At 67.3% G+C, this 16,176-nt stretch carries 13 protein-coding genes; 8 read left to right on the top strand and 5 right to left on the bottom strand.

Annotated features, from left to right (window positions below; translation table 11 throughout):
* Positions 1–112 precede the first annotated feature (112 nt).
* The 3 genes from nrdR to FAB82_RS05780 all read left to right on the top strand — a co-directional run bounded on the left by nrdR (position 113) and on the right by FAB82_RS05780 (position 6,246).
* Complete coding sequence (nrdR, locus tag FAB82_RS05790; protein WP_136533589.1) at positions 113–601, top strand: transcriptional regulator NrdR; 489 nt, start codon at positions 113–115, stop codon at positions 599–601.
* Positions 602–697: 96 nt separating this feature from the next.
* A complete protein-coding gene (locus FAB82_RS05785) occupies positions 698–4,759 on the top strand; it encodes a vitamin B12-dependent ribonucleotide reductase (RefSeq protein WP_136533588.1) in 4,062 nt (1,353 codons plus the stop codon).
* A gap of 239 nt (positions 4,760–4,998) precedes the next feature.
* Positions 4,999–6,246, top strand: a complete 1,248-nt coding sequence (locus FAB82_RS05780; protein ID WP_168801435.1) for an Hsp70 family protein — start codon at positions 4,999–5,001, stop codon at positions 6,244–6,246.
* Between the two features lie 35 nt (positions 6,247–6,281).
* Here FAB82_RS05780 and FAB82_RS05775 read toward each other — a convergent pair whose 3' ends face one another.
* The 4 genes from FAB82_RS05775 to FAB82_RS05765 all read right to left on the bottom strand — a co-directional run bounded on the left by FAB82_RS05775 (position 6,282) and on the right by FAB82_RS05765 (position 11,831).
* Positions 6,282–7,640 carry an RNA-guided endonuclease InsQ/TnpB family protein gene (locus FAB82_RS05775; protein WP_211116396.1) on the bottom strand — a complete coding sequence of 453 codons (1,359 nt, stop codon included), beginning with the start codon at positions 7,638–7,640 and terminating at the stop codon, positions 6,282–6,284.
* Positions 7,641–7,767: 127 nt separating this feature from the next.
* Positions 7,768–10,818 (bottom strand): Tn3 family transposase, encoded by a 3,051-nt coding sequence (locus FAB82_RS05770; protein WP_136533586.1) that lies wholly within the window; start codon positions 10,816–10,818, stop codon positions 7,768–7,770.
* Positions 10,819–10,933: 115 nt separating this feature from the next.
* On the bottom strand, positions 10,934–11,101 hold the full coding sequence (locus tag FAB82_RS26895) for a hypothetical protein (RefSeq protein WP_168801434.1): 168 nt from the start codon (positions 11,099–11,101) through the stop codon (positions 10,934–10,936).
* Positions 11,102–11,180: 79 nt separating this feature from the next.
* Positions 11,181–11,831, bottom strand: a complete 651-nt coding sequence (locus FAB82_RS05765; RefSeq protein WP_136533585.1) for a hypothetical protein — start codon at positions 11,829–11,831, stop codon at positions 11,181–11,183.
* A 244-nt stretch (positions 11,832–12,075) separates the two neighbouring features.
* On the opposite strand from FAB82_RS05765, the gene FAB82_RS05760 reads away from it, so the two are divergent.
* The 5 genes from FAB82_RS05760 to FAB82_RS05740 all read left to right on the top strand — a co-directional run bounded on the left by FAB82_RS05760 (position 12,076) and on the right by FAB82_RS05740 (position 15,241).
* On the top strand, positions 12,076–12,762 hold the full coding sequence (locus FAB82_RS05760) for a recombinase family protein (RefSeq protein ID WP_136533584.1): 687 nt from the start codon (positions 12,076–12,078) through the stop codon (positions 12,760–12,762).
* The gene (locus tag FAB82_RS05755) at positions 12,762–13,022 is read left to right on the top strand and encodes a hypothetical protein (RefSeq protein ID WP_136533583.1); all 261 of its coding nucleotides are present in this window, start codon (positions 12,762–12,764) and stop codon (positions 13,020–13,022) included. Before FAB82_RS05760 ends, FAB82_RS05755 begins: the two co-directional genes overlap by 1 nt.
* A complete protein-coding gene (locus FAB82_RS05750) occupies positions 13,015–13,515 on the top strand; it encodes a hypothetical protein (RefSeq protein WP_136533582.1) in 501 nt (166 codons plus the stop codon). Before FAB82_RS05755 ends, FAB82_RS05750 begins: the two co-directional genes overlap by 8 nt.
* A 241-nt stretch (positions 13,516–13,756) precedes the next feature.
* Positions 13,757–14,338 (top strand): TetR/AcrR family transcriptional regulator, encoded by a 582-nt coding sequence (locus FAB82_RS05745; protein WP_136533581.1) that lies wholly within the window; start codon positions 13,757–13,759, stop codon positions 14,336–14,338.
* 18 nt (positions 14,339–14,356) lie between these two features.
* A complete protein-coding gene (locus FAB82_RS05740) occupies positions 14,357–15,241 on the top strand; it encodes an alpha/beta fold hydrolase (RefSeq protein WP_136533580.1) in 885 nt (294 codons plus the stop codon).
* A 55-nt stretch (positions 15,242–15,296) separates the two neighbouring features.
* Here the strand turns inward: FAB82_RS05740 and FAB82_RS05735 are convergent.
* Positions 15,297–16,176: FHA domain-containing protein (locus tag FAB82_RS05735; RefSeq protein ID WP_136533579.1), on the bottom strand; the 880-nt coding region annotated here is incomplete at its 5' end.

Genomic DNA, 16,176 nt, shown 5'->3' with positions numbered 1-16,176 from the left:
GCACCGGAAAGCTACGGAAAAATCCCCACCTGAGGCCGACAGTTCCAAGCGTCGGCCCGCCGGCCTCGCCGAGCAGGGCGAGAAGCAGACCGTCCAGAAGGAGACTAGCGAGATGCGATGCCCTTACTGTCGCCATCCGGACAGTCGTGTGGTCGATAGCCGCGAGGCCGAGGACGGAAAGATCATACGGCGGCGGCGCGTGTGCCAGCAATGCGAGAAGCGCTTCACCACGGTGGAGGAATCCGTGCTCGCCATCGTCAAGCGCAGCGGTGCCACCGAACCCTTCAGCCGCAACAAGATCGCCACCGGCGTCCTCAAGGCCTGCCAGGGCCGGCCGGTCGACGCCGACGACGTGGCGAAGCTGGCCCAGTCCGTCGAGGACGAGATCCGCTCGAGGGGCGTCGCCGAGGTGCCGAGTAACGAGGTCGGCCTGGCCATCCTCGAACCGCTGCGGCAGCTCGACGAGGTCGCCTACCTGCGATACGCCAGCGTCTACCGCAGTTTCGAATCCCTGGAGGACTTCGAGTCCGCCATCGCGCAGCTGCGCGAGCAGCACCTCGTCCGCGAGGACGACGAGGCGCGCGAGAACGCAGAAGCATGAGTAAGACCCGGCCGTCCCTCCGGGCGGCGCGGCGAACACCCACTGAATGAATACCGAAGACACCACCGAGGCATGAGCAGACAGGGGCGAGGAGACATGCCGAAGACCACCAAGGCCGCAGCAACTGCCGGCGGCACCAAGACCACCGCGAAGAAGACCGCCGCCAAGCCGAACGGCGCCGGTTCCGGCGAGGGCCTGCGCGTCGAACGCGTGTTCACGAAGCCGGGCGTACACCCGTACGACGAGGTCGAGTGGGAATCCCGCGACGTCGTCATGACCAACTGGCGCGACGGCTCGATCAACTTCGAGCAGCGCGGCGTGGAGTTCCCGAGCTTCTGGAGCATCAACGCCACCCAGATCGTCACCTCGAAGTACTTCCGCGGCGCCGTCGGCACCCCGCAGCGCGAGACCGGCCTCAAGCAGGTCATCGACCGGGTCGTGACCGAATACCACAAGGCGGGGGAGAAGAACGGCTACTTCGCGACCGCCGAAGACGCCCAGATCTTCGCCGACGAGCTCACCTGGCTCCTGCTCCACCAGTACTTCAGCTTCAATTCTCCTGTATGGTTTAACGTAGGAACCGCTGCGCCCCAACAAGTCTCGGCGTGTTTCATCCTAAGTGTTGATGACACAATGGAGTCGATCCTCGACTGGTACAAGGAAGAGGGGATGATCTTCAAGGGCGGCTCCGGCGCCGGGATCAACCTCTCCAGGATCCGCGCCTCCGCCGAGTTGCTCTCCTCGGGCGGCAACGCCTCGGGCCCCATCAGCTTCATGCGCGGCGCCGACGCCTCGGCCGGCACCATCAAGTCCGGCGGCGCCACCCGCCGGGCCGCCAAGATGGTCGTCCTCGATGTCGACCACCCCGACATCGAAGCGTTCATCGACACCAAGTCCCGCGAAGAAGACAAGATCCGCGCCCTCCGCGACGCCGGATTCGACGTCGACCTCGGCGGCGAGGACATGTTCTCGGTGCAATACCAGAACGCGAACAACTCGGTCCGTGTCTCCGACGTGTTCATGAAGGCCGTCGAGAACGGCACCGACTACGCGCTGACCGGTCGCATGGACGGCAAGGAAATCGGCCGCCGCGACGCCCGCGAGGTCTTCCAAAAGATGGCCCAGGCCGCGTGGGAATGCGCCGACCCGGGCATCCAGTACGACGACATCATCAATGACTGGCACACCAATCCGAACACGGACCGCATCTACGCGTCGAACCCGTGTTTCCCGGCCGACGAGCGAGTCGTGACCGACAAGGGCCTCATCAAGATCGGCGACCTGGTGCGCCGCTCCGCCGAAGGCGAGACCTTCGCGGTCTTCACCAACGACGTGACCGCCGAGAAGGACGCGGCCGACCGCGTCGTGGCCACCAATCCCGTTCGCTACATGGTCACCGGTACCAACGAGATCGTGGAACTGCGCTTCTCCGACGGTTCCCGCCTGCGCTGCACGCCGAACCACCGGCTGTGGACGAAGAACCGCGGCTGGGTCCACGCCGACCAGTTGGAACCAGAGGACAAGGTCGTCCGCTCCAACCAGTACGCCCCGCGCTCCGCCGCGAACACGCTGATCCCGCGGGTTGCGCTCGCAGCTGCGGCGCAGACCGGATCCGCGTTGCGGATGCCGACCAAGTGGGACGACGAGCCCGAGCTCGCCCATTACATGGGCTGGCTGGTCGGCGACGGCTGCGTAACCGACCTGTCGACCGTCACCGTCTACGGCTCCGAGGAGGAGCAGCGGGAACTCATGCCGCGCCACCAGCGGTTGCTGGAACGGCTCACCGGGAATCTGAGCAAGCCGAGCGTGCAGGCGAACGGCACGCGGCAGCTCCGCACCGGAAAGGCGGGCTTCGCAGAGTTCTTCAAGGCCCTCGGCTTCTCCAGCGGCCGCGCCGCTGAGAAGGTCTTTCCGGAAGCGCTGCACGAGGCCGACGAAGAGACCCTTGTGGGATTCCTCCAGGGCCTGTTCGACGCCGACGGATGCGCGGTCGAGCTAGCCAACGGCACCCGCTATGTCGGGCTCGGCAGCAAGTCCGAGGAACTGCTGATCGGAGTTCAGGAGACCCTCGGCTCGCTGGGAATCAGCGCCCGGATCTACCGCACCGAGTCCAGGGACGCGAAGTTCCAGTACACGAAGAAGGACGGCACCGAGGTCGAGTACGCGTCGGAAGGCCCGTTCTTCGACCTGCGGATCACCGGCCCTTCGATGGTCGAGTTCGCCGCGCTCATCGGTTTCAGCCTGGAATCCAAGCGCGACAAGCTCGCCTCGATGCTCGACTTCAAGAGCCGCTACAGCACCGACCGCACGGTTCGCCTCACCAGCCGCGAGAGCGTCGGCTTCGAGACGACCTACAACCTCACCGAGCCGCGCAACCACTCGTACATCGTCGGCGGCGTGGTCGTCGCGAACTGCTCGGAGTACATGTCGCTCGACGACTCGTCGTGCAACCTCGCCAGCCTGAACCTCATGAAGTTCCTCGGCGAGGACGGCTCCTTCGACGTCGACCGCTTCGTCAAGACCGTCGAATTCGTCATCACCGCCATGGAGATCTCGATCTCCTTCGCGGACTTCCCGACCGAGAAGATCGGCGAGACGACCCGCAACTTCCGCCAGCTCGGCATCGGGTACTCCAACCTCGGCGCCCTGCTCATGGCCTCGGGCCATGCCTATGACTCCGACGACGGCCGAGCATTGGCCGCAGGGATCACTTCGCTCATGACCGGTGTGTCCTACCGCCGGTCGGCCGAGATCGCCGGGGTCGTCGGGCCCTACGCGGGCTACGAACTCAATGCCGAGCCGCACCAGCGAGTCATGGCAAAGCACGCCGCCGCCGCGGACGAGGTCCACACCTTCGGCGACGTCGACGCCACGATCCTCGACGCCGCAAAGGCCGAATGGGCCACCGGCAACGAGATCGGGGCAGTCAACGGCTGGCGCAACGCTCAGGCCTCGGTACTCGCCCCGACCGGCACCATCTCGTTCATGATGGACTGCGACACAACGGGAATCGAGCCCGACCTGGCGCTGGTGAAGTTCAAGAAGATGGTCGGCGGCGGCTCCATGGAGATCGTCAACCAAACCGTGCCCCGCGCGCTGGCCAACCTGGGTTACGACGAGGACCAGAGCCAGGCGATCGTCGACCACATCGCCGAGCACGGCCATGTAATCGGCGCCCCGCACCTGGCCGAGGAGCACTACTCGGTGTTCGACTGCGCCATGGGCGAGCGTTCGATCTCGCCGATGGGCCACGTCAACATGATGGCCGCCGTGCAGCCGTTCCTCTCGGGCTCGGTCTCCAAGACCGTCAACCTGCCCGAGACGGCCACCGTCGAGGACATCGAAGAGGTCTACTTCCAGGGCTGGAAGCTCGGTCTCAAGGCCCTCGCGGTCTATCGCGACAACTGCAAGGTCGGACAGCCGCTGTCGGCCAAGAAGAAGGAAGTCGACAAGGCTGTCGAAGAGGCCGTGGAGAAGGTCGTGGAGTCCGTGGCCGCGCACGGCCCGATCCGCCGCAAGCTTCCCAAGAAGCGCCCGAGCCAGACCATCTCGTTCTCCGTCGGCGGGGCCGAGGGGTACATGACCTCCTCGTCCTACCCCGACGACGGGCTCGGCGAGGTCTTCCTCAAGATGTCCAAGCAGGGCTCGACCCTCGCGGGCGTCATGGACGCGTTCTCGGTGGCCATCTCGATCGCGCTCCAGTACGGTGTGCCGCTTGAGAAGTACGTCGAGAAGTTCACCAATATGCGCTTCGAGCCAGCCGGCATGACGGACGACCCGGACATCCGCATGGCCGCCTCGGTGGTCGACTACATCTTCCGCCGCCTGGCGCTGGACTATCTGCCATACGAGGAGCGCGCGGCCCTGGGCATCATGACCACGGCTGAGCGGACCGCCGAGGTCAATGGTGAAGACCCAGCGAAGGTCGGCCGGGAAGAGGAAGTCGACCTCGCCGAACTGCGCGGCTCCGCCCCGATCGAGGAGGCCGTGCAGAAGGCCCTCCAGATCGAGTCCAAGCCGTCGCGGAGCGACATCCTCACTTCGGCCCAGACCCGGAGCGACGACGCGCCGCTGTGCATGAACTGCGGCACCAAGATGCGTCCGGCCGGATCCTGCTACGCCTGCGAGGGCTGCGGGGCCACGAGCGGTTGCAGTTAAGCCAAGCGCCACAAGCGAACAGCGGGGCCGGGAGCATTTCGCTCCCGGCCCCGCCGCCGTTCGGCGGACTCGGAGCGTGGCCGTTCAGCTGCCGAGCGATATAACACAGTGGATTAATTATCAGCAATATGAATGCGATCGATCACGCAGGGTCGCACCATTTCACGTCAATTCCCCCATTGACCTGCAAGGCCAATACGGGTCGAATCGCATTTGTTCGACCCCATAGACTCGGCTCTATGCAAGCCGTCTCGCTGACCCCCGCGGCCGACATCGACCCCGAGGTCGCCGCGGCCCGATACACCGAGGCCGGCGGCAGTGAGCTCGAACCCGGACAGGCCCTGGTGGTCTACCGGCTCGGGTCGGACCTGTTCGACGCGGCCGTGATCCGTTCGGCCGGCCACCGGCACTTCATCGCTTCGCAGCGGAGCGCCGCGATCGGCGGCCGGGAGTTCGACGCACTGCTGCTCGCCTTCCTGTCCGGCCGCCACCGCGACGCCGACCCGACCTTCTGGGACCGCCTCGACAACCCGTCCGACGCCGCCGACGGGCGGCTGCGGGCGGGCCTGAGCGAGAAGATCCGACGCGCCCGCGAGCTGCTCTCCAAGCAGGACGAGGCCGTCGTGGCCGTCCCCGAGATCGGCCTGGCGCTCCACCTGACCCGCGAGCAGGTCGAGACCTGCATCCGGGAGCTGGTCGAGCAGACCGTGTACCTCGTCGAGGGCGTGCTGAACGACGTCGAACCGGCGGGACTGCTGCTCGCCGGAGGGGCCGCCCGGACCCCGCTCGTGGCCGCCGAGCTGCGCCGCAGCCTGGGCCTCGAACCGCTCATGGCGACCGGACCCGTCCACGCCGTCGAGGAAACCCCGACGAAGGCCTTCGACACGCTGCCGGAACCGGGCGGGCCCGTCCCGCGGCGTCAGCGGCGCATCCTCGCCCGGACCGGAGCGATCAGTGTCGCGCTGGTGGCGATCGTCGCCGCCGTGGCCGCCTTCGGCACCGGCCTCGGCGACGACCAGGTGCCAGTCTCCGACCCCGCGGCCTCCGAGGCCACCGGGGACGGAGGAGCGGGTGCCTCCGATTCGACCGAGACCGCGCCCTCCACCTCGCCGTCGCCGTCCGAATCCAGTTCCAGCGCCGAGGAATCGCCCTCGCCGAGCCCGGAGGAAGAGGACGAGGCCGACGCGCCCGCCAGCCCGGAGTCCGACCCCGAGGACACGACCGAGCCGACCACCGAGGCCGCCGAGACCGGGAGGACCCCGAACGTCGACGGGATGCAGGCCTCCGACGCGGGGGACGAGTTCGCCGACGCGGGATTCCACAACATTTCGTACGTGGGGGAGGAGCGCGGGGTCTTCGACTTCACCTACGAGGACTGCGAAGTCATCGATCAGGACCCGGCTTCCGGCTCCGAGCAGCCCTACGACAAGAAGATCACCGTCACGTACTCCTATTCCAGCGGCGACGGCTCCGACTGCCTCGATTGACATCCTCCTCTTCGCTCACGAAGGGGATTCCACATCTACCGGTTGGTCTTGCGATCGTCCGGTTCTGCGCGGGTTCCTGGTTCCGTCCCACCGCTGGTGGGGTCTCGGGGACTGCCAGTGGTGCGCTGGTCTTGGGTGTCCCCTCCGCAGGCGTTTAGGCTCTCCGCTCCCGGAAGCGTGTTCCGGGCCTTTTGGTGTCCAGCGGCGAGCTGTTCGACTTCAGCGATCAGGCGCAAGCCCTCCCGCAGGATATTGATCGCAGCGTTCACATCCCGGTCATGGACCGCACCGCATGCGGTGCATTCCCATTCCCGGATGTGGAGTTCTTCCTTGCCCTTCGGCCCGGTCTTCGCCTCGCACTCCGAGCAGATCTGCGTGGAGGCATAGAACCGGTCGACGGCGATCACGGTCCGCCCGGCCCTGGCGGCTTTCGCGGCCAGGACGCGCAGGAACATGCCCAACGCTTGGTCGTGCACGCTCTTGCCGAGGTGCATGCCTTTGGCGGCCATGCCTTTGACGTTCAGGGTCTCCACGGCGATGGTTTGGTTCTCACGCACCAGCCGTGTCGTTTCCTGTTCGATGAAATCGCGCCGCTGCGCCGCGACCCTGGCATGGACCTTCGCCAACTTGAGCCGGGCCTTCCGGCGATTGTTCGAGCCCTTCTCCTTGCGGGACACGGCCCGCTGATATTTCTTGATCTTCCGCTCGGCTCGGCGCAGGAACTTCGGCGACTCGATTCGCTTCCCACCCGAAGTGACCGCGAACACTGACAACCCCAGATCGATCCCGACCACCGAGCCCTCGCCGAGATCGGGGAGCGGTTCGCCCTCGACAGCCACGACGAAGGATACGAAATACTTCCCCGTCGCTTCTTTGATCACCGTCACGCTCGACGGCTCCGATGGGAGCTCCCGCGACCAGGCGACCTTGACCTCACCGATCTTTGCGAGGTAAAGCCTCCCGTTGCCACGAAGCACGAAGCCGCGCCGGGTGAACTCCGCTGACTGGCGTCCCGACCGCCGCTTGAACCGCGGCGGACAGACCTTCGGCCCCTTCCGCTTCCCCGACATCGAGTTGAAGAAGCTCCCGAACGCCGAATACAGCTGCCGCATAGATTGTTGCAACGGCACGCACGAGACCTCACCCAACCACGCCCGCTCCACAGTCCGCTTCGCGGACACCGTCACAGCCGTGGTCACCGCGCCGAACACGGGCCGCTCCTCGCCAGCCTTGTAGGCGTCTTGGAAGATCCGCAGAGCGTCGTTCCAGACGGTGCGACAGCAACCGAACGTCCTGGCCAGCATCTGCCGCTGGCCGGGCGTCGGATAGATCCGGTACTGGTACCGAATGTAGTCGACTGTCATGCCCACAATTATAAAAACCGGGTACGACACTTTCTGCAGCTAACGTGTCGAACAGTCCAGTTGACACGGGATTCGGGGGCCAACAGAATACGCCTGAAACCCGCCATGCTCCCTAATGGACCATCTGTCCGATGGTCATTTCCGCTGGTGAGGTGTGCTATGCGCTTGGCGGGAACAGTGCGCCGGGAACGAGGTCGAGGCGGGTGTCCGGCTCGGACTCGGGCGGCGTGAGGTCGAGGACGTAGTCGCCGAATCGGCGGACGTTCTCGGTGATGTAGGGCGAGACGGTGGCGAGGTCTTCGGGGTCGACCGGGTAGCCCTCGGCAGCGAGCTGGTTCGCAGCGACCGTGATGTCGCAGGCGTTGGAGTAGGTGACGATGTTCGCCAGCAGCTCGTTGAACTTGACGATCTTCTCCTGCTGGACGGGGTCGTTGTGGCCGATGAGGTCGGCGCCGAAGGACAGCCAGTCACTGAAGTTGTGGAAGGACTCGACCTTGTTGGTCATGACGTCGATCTGCTCGCGCAGTTCGGGTTCGGACAGGAACCGCAGGATCGTGATCGTCCTGATGACGCGGCCGAGTTCGCGGAAGGCCCGGTAGAGGCGGTTCTTGCGGGAGTTGACGCCCAGGCGCCGCAGCAGCGTCACCGACGACAGGCGCCCTTCGCGGATGGAGATGGCGGTGCGCAGCAGGTCGGGCCAGTGGGTCTGGATCAGGCTCCAGTCGATGGCCTCGTCGCCGAAGAGCGTGTCGATGTGGGCGTACCGGGTGGCGCGGTCGGGCCGGTAGAGGACCACGTCCTTCCAGTTGCGGATCCTGGGGAGCAGGTCGAAGCCCATGAGGGCGGCGAGCCCGAAGACCGGCAGGGATTGGGCCTGGGTGTCGCCGTGGATGGTGGTGGGTTCGAGGTCCGATTGGTTCTTGAGCAGGCCTTCGATGATGTAGACCGCCTCCCACACCCCGCAGGGGATGAAATGGGAGAACACGGCGATGTAGGTGTCGGAGACGTGCCGGTAGGCGATCCCGCCGTAGCCGCCGTAGCGGATGTGGGACTCGGCCAGGAGGCTGTCCTCCCACGTGTCGATCTGGGAGCCGTCGGCGCCGACGACGGTCTCGTCGCCGTAGACGCGGCTGAGGTCGAGCTTCATGTACCGGTTGACCACGTCGGCCGAGCAGCGTTCAACCTTGGTCGCGGTCGCGTGCTTGTTCCCGGCCGTGTAGATCTCGCTCGCGCTGACCTGGCCCCGCATGTGGCGGGCGACCTGGGTGGGTCCGAGCAGGGTGCCGTAGGCGAAGGTCGTGACCGCGTACCGGCCGAGGGTGTCGGGGATCTTGGGGTCCGACCCGGAGGCGGGTCCGAGGTGGCGGTGCCAGCCGACCTCGTGCGCGCTGCGGGTCACGACGTCGAGCAGGGCGCGTTCGGGCATCCGCTCGTGCAGCGCGGCTTCCAGGGCAATGGCCGAGGCGCGGCGCTCTTTGCCTTTGCGGCGCTTGAGGACGGGCCGGCCGCCGTCGACCGAGAGGTCGGTGTTGGCCGGGTAGCCGGCGTCGACGCGCTCGGCCGCGGCGGTGAGCTCGTGCTGGAAGTGGGCGACGAGCTCGGCGCCGGTGGCAGGGAGTCCGGCCTGGTCGCAGAACTCCTCGGCGAGGGACCGGCACTCGTCCCAGTCCATGAGCTGGTCGTGGAGGTTGGCGTAGGAGTCGGCGCCGACCACGGCGATGTCGCCGGAGCGGAGTTCGGCGGCGAGGTAGGAGAAGATGCAGATCTCCAGGTGGCGGCGTACGAGCTTGCCGGGCTGGTGCTTGTCGCGCAGGATCTTCTTCCAGTCGCCGGAGGCGAAGGCGTCGACGTCGCACTTCAGGATGGTCTGGGTGCCGTCCTCGTGGTCGATGACGGCGGTCTCGGGGACGTGGGCGCCGATGCGGTGCCGGTTCGCTTTGAGGAAGGCGACCGCGTCGAGCACGGCCGTCTCGGCGGTGGTGGCCTCGAGTTCGAGGGCGTCCAGCAGCGTGAACAGGACCGGCCGGTGGGACTTGAAGAAGCCCTCCAGCAGCGGCAGGTAGTTGTTGCCGTGGTGGGCGGCGACCTGCTCATGGGAGGCGGTGAGGCCGTCGATGCCGCCGCCGGCGGCGAGCACGTCCAGGACGGCGGCCCCGGTGGCCTGGCACAGCAGCTCTAGGTCGGCCGGGTCGGCGGTCTCCTCAGCGGCCTCTTGGGCGGCGTCGAGGACGCCGCGGAAGACCCCGAGGAGGCGTTCGGATTCGGCGCGGTGGGCCTCGCGCAGTTTCTCGAGCTGGTCGCGGCCGCTCTTGTGCAGGGCGGCGATCCGCTTGCAGAACATCTCGGTGACCTGGTCGCGTACCGCGGCCCGGTGCTCGTGGAGCAGGCTCGCGATGAGGGTGAGCTGCTTCTCGGTGCCGACCTTGCGCAGGTCGGAGACGACCAGGGCGCGGGCCTCGCCGGCGAAGTGCCCGACCTTCTGGGCCGGGACGTCCGCCATCCACGCGCCGGTGTCGCCGATGGTGTCGAGGCGGCGCAGGTGCTCGATGCGGGCCTTGAACTTGCGCAGGCTCGGCGCCGGCGGTGGGTCCTTGAGGGTGTCGAGCTCGCTGCGCCTGGTGGCCGGGTCCACGGTCAGCAGGCGCGTCAAGCGGCCCTGGGCGATCGGGTCGATCCGCCCGGCCACGGCGGCGAAGACGGCGGTGTTGACGCGGGTGCGGATCCTCGCGGTCATCTCGTCCAGCGTGGAGTACCCGGGCAGCTCGCAGCGGGACCGGACCAGTTCCTCCAGGGCGACGTTGATCAGGTCGGCCGGGTTGTCCTTGGTGCGGGCGGCGGTCTCGATCGCCTCGGCGGCGATCTTGCGGATCTCGCTGCGCCGGTGCTCCAGGCCCTGGCGGCTGCGGATGTACTTGCGGTGGTGCTCGATCGTGCGCTGCGAGTAGGCCGGTTCGATGTCCGCGCCGAGTCCGGCCGAGGCCCGCACCTGGTCGAACGCGACCGCGGGGACCTCGTCGATGTCGGGGAAGTAGCCGAGCCGCTGGTAGGCCTTGAGCAGGACCAGCAGGCCGAGGCGATTGCGGTCGTCGTGCGTGCGGTCGGCCGCCCACGACAGCTCCTCCGCCGTGGGCGTGAAGGCCTCCACTAGCTCTCTACCCGACATCGAATCGGCCAGCCGCGGGTACGCAGTCCGATTGATCGCTGTCATATCGAACTCCCACCAGCCGACCAGCGTAAATGCGAGCAGTCTACGTATTGCGTTGCACTGCAAGCAGAGCGGCCGGGACCCGATCGGCTCCCCGGCCGCTGCCGATGAGGAGCGATCAGCCCCCGAAGTAGCCCCGGATCAGGTCGCGGAGGCGGTCGGCGTCAAGGACGCCGGCGCGCTCGGCCTGCGTGAGGACGTTGAACAGCGCCGCCCATTCGAAGGCAGGAAGAGCGACTTCGGTCCGGGTCCCGTCTGCGGTCGGCAGGCCCCAAGCCGCGGCCACCCGGTCGTAGAGGTGGCGGGTCCACTCGCCGTAGACGAAGTCCTCGACGTCGGGCTCGGCGAGCTTGAACAGGTCCTGTTCACGCCTGCTCCTTCGCTTCCAGCTTGCGCGCCAGGGCCGATCCGAGGCGCGGGCGCATCTCGGTGTAGCCCTGTCGGAGCTGGGCGATGACCCGCTCGACGGCCTCTTCGTGCAGTCCGGCCAGGAGCGGCCGCAACTGCGCGCCGTCGTTGGCGAGCAGGTTCTTCCGGGTCTCGAGGTCGACACCGTCGAGCAGGCTGCGCAGGTTCGCCATGGCGGCTTCCTCTGGGCTTTCCTGGGTCTTCTCCCGCGGGGCCGGGCCGATGAGCTCGGCGACGGCGTCGATATCGGCCTGCTTGATGGAGCTGCGCACGGTCGACGCGGGCTTGCCCGCGGCACGGCCGAGCACGTCAAACGAGTACGGGCGGCCGCGGACATGCTCGCGGGCGTAGGCGAACAGCAGCCGACGCTGCTCCTCTTGGGCATTGATGATGTGGCTGGCCTCAGTGATGGCCTCCAGCAGCGGGTCGGTGTCGGAAGCCTCGAGGGCCTCCTCCATCTGCCCGGCCAGTTCCTCGCGGGCGTCGTAGGTCGCGTCGAGCGTGTTCTGGTGCTCCTCAAAGTACGTGGGATCGGCAAATACAGCCAGCTTGCCCGGCAGCGGCATCAGGATCGCGACAAGATCGCGAATCAGTGGATCTTTAACCATGGAAGCGAGCCTAGCAGGCTTAGCGAGTTTTGCATAGAACGTGAAATCTGATTATATGGCGAAGTCCTGTTGCTTCAGCGGCATCAGCTCGTCAGGAAACGATCGATTGCTGAGGGATCGGCCCCGGCGAGGCCGCGGGCCCGAATCCGGCTCGATTCGGCCTCAACAACCCCCTCAACAACCTCGGCGTCCGGCAGAGCGTCAGAAACCCGATTTCACCCTTTCTGAAGCCTCCCGTAGCCTGATGGGTGTGACCGACCTCATCGAGACACCCTCAGAGCCCGGGGAGCTGCTGCTTCCGGTTCCGGTCTCCGGCATCCTCATCGGGTACTGCCGTGTCAGTACGAAGGATCAGCGGCTCGACTCCCAGATCGCGGAGCTGCGCCGGCACGGGTGCCGCCGGATCTTCAGCGACAAGCTGTCGGGCAAGAACGCCGACCGGCCCGGCCTGCGCGACACCTTCGACTTCGCCGAGCCCGGCGACACCGTGGTCGTCACCCGCCTCGACCGGTTCGGCCGGTCCCTCCAGGACCTCGTCACCCTGGTCGAGGACCTCAAGCAGCAGCAGGTCGGCTTCACCTCCATCAAGGAGGGCATCGACACCACCACCCCCGGCGGGCGCCTCGTCTTCCACATCTTCGCCGCCCTGGCCCAGTTCGTCCGCGAGCTCATCGTCGAAGGCACCCGCGAAGGCCTCGCCACCGCGCGCGCCGCTGGCCGCAAGGGCGGGCGCCCCACCGTGGTCGACGCCAAGCTCCTCGCCGCCGCCCGCGACCTCCTGCCCAACCCCGAGCGGTCCGTCGAGTCCATCGCCGAACTGCTCGGCGTCGGCGTCGGCACCCTGTACAACCACATCCCCGACCTCAAGGAACTCCGTTCCGCCGGAAGGCAAGCGATCGAGACCGCGCCGAGCGAAGTCGGGGCCGCGTGATGGAAGAGTCCCCGGACGCCTACCGCGAAGTCGGCAGCGAGGTCCGCCTCCCGCCAGACGTCGTGCGCACCTTCGTGAAAGCGCCGCTCTCCCGCGCCGAGCGCCAGGCCGACCCGATCCCCGCCGAAGTGCTCGGGATCTTCGCCAACCACGGCATCCCCTTGACCGACGAGCTCCGCGCCGCGGCCGGCGACCTCTCCCTCGCGGCCGTGCTCACTCGCGACCGGCGCAAGGCCATCGAAGACCGCGACGATGACTGACTACATCGAGCAGTGGTTCTACGACATCACCCCGGTCCGGCGCCTGCCCACACCGGACGAGCTGGAGCGGCCCGACTGCATGGTGCGCGGCATCTCCGGCCTCCGCCGCGCCTGGCGGCAGCGGCGGCCGACCGGCCCCAAGCTCTGCTGCTGGTACCACGACGGCTCGTGGGAGGACGCCTCCCAGATCGCCATCGGCCTGGTCGAGGAGGTTACCACCGCCGGTCACTCCGGTGAGGACCTGATCGACGCGATGCGCGACGCCGTGCGCGGCCGCGGCCTGCTCGGCTGGACCGACAAGGCCGTTCGCAGCCTCCTCGTCGGCGGCGAGCCCATCTGCATCGGCAGCACGGCCGACTGGAACAACGGCGAGCGGTACTACGTCGGCGGCCGCCACCGCGCCCTGGCGATGATGCAGCAAGGCGTCCGCCGGACCGTCACCATGCGCCTGGAGCTGCTCGACTCCGACACCGGCGACCTCATCCGCGACTGAGCCCCGATCCAGGTAGCGCCTGCTACCAGCAAGAACACATCTCAGGTGCTCTATCCATTAGGGAGCATGGCGGGTTTCAGACGTATTCTGTTGCCCCCCGGGATTGTCGAGCAAGCAATCGATCTCAATTTCCTCCCCCGGCGTGAACACCAGGGTCTCCATGAGAAGAAAGAGATGACGTGACCCGCTCCGGTCGGGGCTGGCCGTCGACATTAACGCACGGTCGTGCTATTTTCAGTTCGTGCGCAAGGGTGAACTGACTCGACAAGCGATCCTCGATATCGCGATCCGGATGGCCCGGTACTCCGGGCTCTCCGGGCTGACCATCGGGTCGCTCGCCGCTGCCGTCGACATGTCGAAGTCCGGGGTCTACTCGCACTTCAAATCCAAGGAATCCCTACAGCTGGCCTGCATGGAACGCAATAGCGAGCACTTCATCGACGAGGTGTTCCGGCCGGCGCTCGCCAAGCCCCGCGGCATCACCCGCCTCCAGGGCATTGTCGAGTACTGGATGGTCTGGTACTCCCATCCCGGCGGCTGCCTGTTCCTGGCCGCCGCCACGGAGTTCGACGACCTGCCGGGACCGCTGCACGACTACATGGTCACCGAGCAGCGCACCCTCTTGGATTCGCTCGCCCGCATCGCCGCCACCGCGGTCGACGAGCGGGAACTCGCCGAAGACACCGACGTCTTCCAAGTCGCCCAGGAAGTGTTCGGCGTCCTGTTGTCCTACAACTGGATGAGCCGCATTCTTTCCTACCCTGACGCCGACGACCGCGCTTGGTCGGCGTTCAATCGGCTGATCGACAGCCACCGCCCCTGACCAGGAAGGGCCAACACCATGTCCCAGTCTCAGAACTCCGGCTCCCCGAAGAAAAGCACGACCGTGCGGGCGCCGTGGCACATCCGCACCGGCTTCGCCGCCGCCGAGCGCTTCGCACCCGGAGCCGCCGCGAAGGTCCTGAGCCGCCTGTGGTTCCGCCTGCCCTCGAGCCCCGAGAAGCGCCTGCGCGCACCGGCCCCCGCCGGTTCCGCCGTCTTCGAGCTCGAAAGCGGCGGCTCCACCGTGTGGGGCTACGACTGGGGCGACGGGCCGCTGGTCTACCTCGTCCACGGCTGGGGAGGCTCCTCGGGCGACTTCAAGTTCATCGCGGCCAATCTGGTCTCCCACGGCTTCCGCGTGATCGGCTTCGACGCGCCCAGCCACGGCAACTCCGGGCCGAGCCCCTGGGGCGAGCGCCACTCCAACGGCGTCCACATGGCCGACGCGTTCAAGACCGTCCTGGCCAAGTTCGGCGAGCCCCACGCCGTGGCCGCCCACTCGCTCGGCTGTCTCACCGCCGTCATGGCGCTGCGGGACACCGACTACCCGACCTGGCCCCGCATGGCCATGTTCGCTCCGTTCGTCGGCGGCGTCGAGGGATTCTCCGGGACGCTGAACTCGATCGTGCCCGTCGGCCCCCGCATCCTCGAACGCGTGGTGCCCCTGGCCGAGGACCGCGCCGAGGTCAAGCTCTCGCAGCTGACGCTCCTGGACCCGGTCGTGGACGCCCCCACGTTCATCGTCCATGACAAGGGCGACCGGCCCAACCCGATCCGCTACGGGCAGGCCCTCGCCGAGTCCTGGCCGAACGCCGAGATCATGGCCACCAGCGGCCTGGGCCACCGCAAGATCCTGATCAATCCCGAGGTCAGCCACCGCGCCCACGCGTTCATCAAGGGGTAGCAAGCAAAAAGCAGGGCCGGAGGCGAACGCCTCCGGCCCTGCCCCTACGTCTCGACTAACCCTCGTAGTGGATCGTCAGCCGCGTCCACGCACCGATGTTCAGGTACGTGCCGTCGCCGATCTGGATCTCCACGTTGGGCGCCAGCGGCTCATCGGAGCCGTTGAGGAACGTCCCGTTCGAGGAACCGACGTCCATGATCGACCACGAGCCGTCGGGCTTGGCGAACAGCTTCGCGTGCTGCGCGCTCACCCCCGGGTCCGCGACATCGCCAGACAGGTCGACGTCGGGAGTGATCCCGCGCTTCGCGCTGTAGCGGCCGATCGTCAGGTCGCCCCGGTCGAGCGGGAAACGACGCGGCTTGGCGAACGACGGGTACTGGAGCTGCGAGGCCCCGTCCGAGGCGGCCACCTTGTTGAAGTAGCCCTGGTCGGCCGTGACCGCGATGCTCCAGCGGGACGTCTGCGACTGCCCGGGAGGCGCGTAGTTCGAGGCCACGTCGGCCGGCTGCGAGTCGGGGACGCTGAAGCCACCGGTCGGGGACGCCGAAGGCGGCGCGGAGGTCGGAGCGCCGAACGGTGCGGCCGGGACGCCCGGAGGCGGTCCGGGAGGCGCCGAGGTCGGCGCGGGAGCGCCATAGGCCTGCTGGGCGTACGGGTCCTGTTGCTGCGGCTGCCCATACGGGTCCTGGCCGTAACCGCCCTGCTGCGGCTGCTGGCCGTAAGGGTCCTGCGGTTGGGACGGCTGGCCGTACGGGTCCTGCTGCTGCGGCTGCCCATACGGGTCCTGGCAGTAACCACCCTGCTGCGGCTGCTGCCCATACGGATCCGGCTGCTGCTGGCCGTAGCCCTGCTGCTGCCCATAAGGATCGGGTTGCTGCTGGCCGTACGGGTCCTGCTGCTGCGGCTGCCCATACGGGTCCTGGCCATAGCCACCT

The organism is Glycomyces buryatensis (genome assembly GCF_004912275.1).
GTDB lineage: Bacteria > Actinomycetota > Actinomycetes > Mycobacteriales > Micromonosporaceae > Glycomyces > Glycomyces buryatensis.
The sequence above is the reverse complement of the archived record's forward strand: the minus strand, read 5'-3'. Positions and strand labels throughout refer to the sequence as shown.

Bases quoted from the DNA above. Each gene is read 5' to 3' on its own strand.
- nrdR (WP_136533589.1), top strand. From the start codon at position 113: ATGCGATGCCCTTACTGTCGCCATCCGGACAGTCGTGTGGTCGATAGC.
- FAB82_RS05760 (WP_136533584.1), top strand. From the start codon at position 12,076: ATGGGTGTGACCGACCTCATCGAGACACCCTCAGAGCCCGGGGAGCTG.
- FAB82_RS05750 (WP_136533582.1), top strand. From the start codon at position 13,015: ATGACTGACTACATCGAGCAGTGGTTCTACGACATCACCCCGGTCCGG.
- FAB82_RS05785 (WP_136533588.1), top strand. From the start codon at position 698: ATGCCGAAGACCACCAAGGCCGCAGCAACTGCCGGCGGCACCAAGACC.
- FAB82_RS05755 (WP_136533583.1), top strand. From the start codon at position 12,762: ATGGAAGAGTCCCCGGACGCCTACCGCGAAGTCGGCAGCGAGGTCCGC.
- FAB82_RS05765 (WP_136533585.1), bottom strand. From the start codon at position 11,831: ATGGTTAAAGATCCACTGATTCGCGATCTTGTCGCGATCCTGATGCCG.
- FAB82_RS05780 (WP_168801435.1), top strand. From the start codon at position 4,999: ATGCAAGCCGTCTCGCTGACCCCCGCGGCCGACATCGACCCCGAGGTC.
- FAB82_RS05770 (WP_136533586.1), bottom strand. From the start codon at position 10,818: ATGACAGCGATCAATCGGACTGCGTACCCGCGGCTGGCCGATTCGATG.
- FAB82_RS05740 (WP_136533580.1), top strand. From the start codon at position 14,357: ATGTCCCAGTCTCAGAACTCCGGCTCCCCGAAGAAAAGCACGACCGTG.